The sequence below is a fragment of the Fructobacillus ficulneus genome, assembly GCF_001047075.2.
In the GTDB taxonomy this organism is placed as follows: Bacteria; Bacillota; Bacilli; order Lactobacillales; family Lactobacillaceae; genus Fructobacillus; species Fructobacillus ficulneus.
The window spans coordinates 350125-353370 of sequence record NZ_DF968005.1 but is presented as its reverse complement, the minus strand read 5'-3'; the positions used below and the strand labels follow the sequence as shown (position 1 = coordinate 353370).

6 protein-coding genes are annotated in these 3246 nt (G+C 46.1%); 2 read left to right on the top strand and 4 right to left on the bottom strand.

From position 1 onward, the window contains the following. The 3 genes from AOQ29_RS08200 to AOQ29_RS06240 all read right to left on the bottom strand — a co-directional run. Positions 1-285: aldo/keto reductase (locus tag AOQ29_RS08200; protein ID WP_242977421.1), on the bottom strand; the 285-nt coding region annotated here is incomplete at its 3' end. A gap of 22 nt (positions 286-307) precedes the next feature. Further along, complete coding sequence (locus AOQ29_RS06245; protein ID WP_061993623.1) at positions 308-712, bottom strand: cupin domain-containing protein; 405 nt, start codon at positions 710-712, stop codon at positions 308-310. Then, positions 712-1038, bottom strand: coding sequence for a carboxymuconolactone decarboxylase family protein (locus tag AOQ29_RS06240; protein WP_061993622.1), 327 nt, complete (start codon positions 1036-1038; stop codon positions 712-714). The genes AOQ29_RS06245 and AOQ29_RS06240 overlap by 1 nt, the downstream gene beginning before the upstream one ends. A gap of 78 nt (positions 1039-1116) precedes the next feature. Here AOQ29_RS06240 and AOQ29_RS06235 point away from each other — a divergent pair, with 78 nt between their 5' ends. Further along, positions 1117-1545 (top strand): MerR family transcriptional regulator, encoded by a 429-nt coding sequence (locus AOQ29_RS06235; protein ID WP_061993621.1) that lies wholly within the window; start codon positions 1117-1119, stop codon positions 1543-1545. 121 nt (positions 1546-1666) lie between these two features. Here the strand turns inward: AOQ29_RS06235 and AOQ29_RS06230 are convergent, their stop codons facing one another. Next, the gene (locus tag AOQ29_RS06230) at positions 1667-2521 is read right to left on the bottom strand and encodes an alpha/beta hydrolase (RefSeq protein ID WP_061993620.1); all 855 of its coding nucleotides are present in this window, start codon (positions 2519-2521) and stop codon (positions 1667-1669) included. Between the two features lie 265 nt (positions 2522-2786). On the opposite strand from AOQ29_RS06230, the gene AOQ29_RS06225 reads away from it, so the two are divergent. Next, a complete protein-coding gene (locus tag AOQ29_RS06225; protein ID WP_061993619.1) occupies positions 2787-3239 on the top strand; it encodes a DUF2798 domain-containing protein in 453 nt (150 codons plus the stop codon). Positions 3240-3246: the final 7 nt, after the last annotated feature.

Genomic DNA, 3246 nt, shown 5'->3' with positions numbered 1-3246 from the left:
ATCTAAGGACTCGTCAACGGCAGCGACGGCTCCGTCGTAATCTTTGATTTCGGCTAAAATCTTAGTGGTCACAAAAATGTCTTCGCGAGCAACCGAAGATTCTCGGATTGCCTGACCAACGCCAGCTTCATTGCCATAGACGGCCGCCGTATCGATGTGGCGATAGCCCAAGTCGAGGGCCTGCTTGACGGCTGGAACGACGGCCTGGTCATCCAAGAGCCAAGTTCCAAATCCTAGCTTGGGCAGTAAGACCCCATTAGCCAATTTGTAAGTTTCATTCAACACAGTCTGTCCTCCTCAGTGCAAATCAAAGCTTGTTATAAGTTTCGTCGTCCACCGGCTCCAACCATTCTGGGGTTCCAGCCGTCAAAGCAATGTGTTCGAACCATGAATCGGCTTGGGCACCGTGCCAATGCTTGACACCTTCCTTGGTCACGACCACGTCCCCGGCCTTCAAGGCTTGAGCTGGCTTTCCTTCTTCTTGGTACCAACCCTGACCGTCAGTTACCAAAAGGATTTGGTAGCCGTCATGGTGAATGTGCCAGTTATTCCGGGCGCCGGGTTCAAAGCGGACAGTTCCCACGCCAACCTGGTCATCGGGTGTCATTGTGAGTTGGTTCAAATACGTTTGGCCCAAAAAGAATTGGCCGTAAGGATTTTCGACACCCTCACCAAAGATTCCGCCCTGAGCTAATTCATCAAATTTTGCCATTATTTCTCATCTCCATAAACATCTTTTGCAATCTGAAAGGCTGACCAAGCTTTGGGCCAACCGACATAAAAGGCTAAGTGGGTAATTAAGGCCACCGCTTCGTTTTTCTGCAAACCGTTTTCCTTGGCTTTAGCTAAATGAAAGGGCAACTGGTCCCAAGCCCCCATCGTCATCAAGGCCAAAACGGTTGTCAACGAACGGTCACGGTTACCTAGGTTAGCCTGGTCCGCCCAAACTTGGCCGAACAAAACGTCATCGTTCAAAGCCGCGAACTGAGGGGCAAAGTCCCCCAACTGGTCACGACCAGCAGTTACTTTTTCTGTCATTATCATTCCCCCTTTAATGCTTTGATTGTAAACCCTAGAGTTCACTCCAGGTCAAGGAATTATGGTATACTTTTGGGCATGGATAAAGAACAACCACAATTTAAAATCAAAACCGTCGTCGAAAAGACGGGGCTCAGCGAACACACCCTCCGCTATTATGAAAAAGAAGGCTTGGTCGTTCCCGCTCGAACCGAGACCAACATTCGCCAGTATAGCCAAGGCGATGTCGAATGGCTTTTCTTCATTGATCACATGCGGTCAACCGACATGTCCATCCAAGACCTGAAAAGCTTTGTCGAGCTTCGTCGCTACGGCACGGACTACGAACAAGACATCTTGGACATTTTGTTACGACACCGCGATAACGTTCAAGACAAATTGACCGCCTATCAAAAGAACTTGGAAATGCTTAATCATAAGATTGATACCTATACCGACCAGCTCAAAAACCGGGATAAAAATCTCTACGAGTACTTCGTCGAAATCAACCAGGACCGGCTGAAATAAAGATATTAACTGCCACCAATATAAAAAACACTAACCGTACTATTTGAGCAATCATTGATTTGCCCAAGTTGATAGCGTGGTTAGTGTTTTTAATTTAACAGCGGTTATTTAATAAGTGGACTTATTTATCTTGTAAGAAATCCAAGATATCTTGGTCAACCGCTGTGTTTTCGTGAAGCTTTGAATGCTGGGCCTGCTTACCAGTGATTTCAATTTCCTTGTAAGTACTTGGATCCTGAACGAAGTAACGCAAAGCCTTGGAGGAGTTGTTGGCCACGGTTGAATCGCTCTCTTCATCACCCTCAGAATTACCATAGATATTCAAAACCTTGGTGTGGTGAGTCTGATAGTAAGTCGACAAGCCATTCAGGTGATTAAACAATTCTGTCTTTTTGGCTGGCTCCCCCTGGTCATTCAAGGCTGACTTTGAAGCAGCAGATGACAAGACCCCATTGTAGACTCCGGCAATTGAAATTTGACGGGCAACCTTCGGCATCGTGTCCTGGTCATCTTCGGCCTGCAAGAGGTAGAAGGCAATTGCCATCGTTCCCATCGAATGGCCAATCATGTTGACGGACTTGATACCCTGATTATGCAATTTTTGCATAATGGTTGAGACCCAGTTGGTCATCACGGTTGTATTGGTATTCCGGTTGTTTTTGAATTCAACTAAAATTAACGGGTTCTTGTCTCCCGCCTTAATTGGTCGGTTCATTGACACTGACCCATCCTTGGCAACGGTCACGTTAATCGTTTGGTTGGAATACTTATTTTTGATAAGGTACGAAGCCATTGATTTTTCAGCATTGCGACTCGAGCCGTACCCGTGAAAGAAGACGGTCGCCTGGGTTGGCTTTGGTCCGCTTTCGCTATGAGGGCGACTGGTTTGGTTGGCCGTTAACAAACTAAAGGTTAACCAAATCCCCCCAATAATTAGGACAATCAAAGTCCCAATCAGAGTTTTTTTATATTTCATTCGTACACGCCTTTCTGTGCGGCTCGGACCATTTTATCTGAGTCAGAGTAGTGGTCATGAAAAGTGGTCATCATGAGTTAGTTCTAATTTACCAGCATCCTGCCTAGCAGTCAAAACGACTGTCATGAATGCTTACATCCACTATACAACCTCAAGTGGGCTCTAAGTCAAGACCCAATCTACATATTTGTCACAAAATTGTTACTTATGAAGAATTTTTTATTATGGTAGGTTAGAAGTATCAAGAAAAGGAGCATTTATTTCAATGCCAAAGAATTTCAAAGAAGAACTACTGTTTATGATCATGATGGCTGGTTTGATGGTCTTGGGAATGACCACCTACAACGTCTTTTTGCACCAAGGCCTCGATAATTTAGCCAAGGATACCCTCCTCGGCTACCCCCTTGGCCTCCTCGTTGCCATGATCTGCGACGGCATCTTAGTGGGTCCCATCGCCAAGGCGATTGCCTTTAAGGCCATTGTGCCAAAGTTTGCCAAGCCTTCAGGAGCCAAGATTGGGATTACGATTTCCGTTTTGATGGTCCTAGGAATGGTAACTTGCATGTCGGTCTTCGGTATCCTCGTTTCTGGCAACTCCTTGTCAGCATACCCAAAGACTTGGGGCTTCAATATCATCGTCGCCTTGCCCCTGCAATTAGCCATTGTCGGACCAATCGCCCGTGCTGGCTTAACTAAAATTCAAGGATCTGCTCAGTAAAATCAGA

Excerpts from the sequence above, each read along its gene's own strand:
- AOQ29_RS06245 (WP_061993623.1), bottom strand. The coding sequence starts at position 712 with ATGGCAAAATTTGATGAATTAGCTCAGGGCGGAATCTTTGGTGAGGGT.
- AOQ29_RS06240 (WP_061993622.1), bottom strand. The coding sequence starts at position 1,038 with ATGACAGAAAAAGTAACTGCTGGTCGTGACCAGTTGGGGGACTTTGCC.
- AOQ29_RS06235 (WP_061993621.1), top strand. The coding sequence starts at position 1,117 with ATGGATAAAGAACAACCACAATTTAAAATCAAAACCGTCGTCGAAAAG.
- AOQ29_RS06230 (WP_061993620.1), bottom strand. The coding sequence starts at position 2,521 with ATGAAATATAAAAAAACTCTGATTGGGACTTTGATTGTCCTAATTATT.
- AOQ29_RS06225 (WP_061993619.1), top strand. The coding sequence starts at position 2,787 with ATGCCAAAGAATTTCAAAGAAGAACTACTGTTTATGATCATGATGGCT.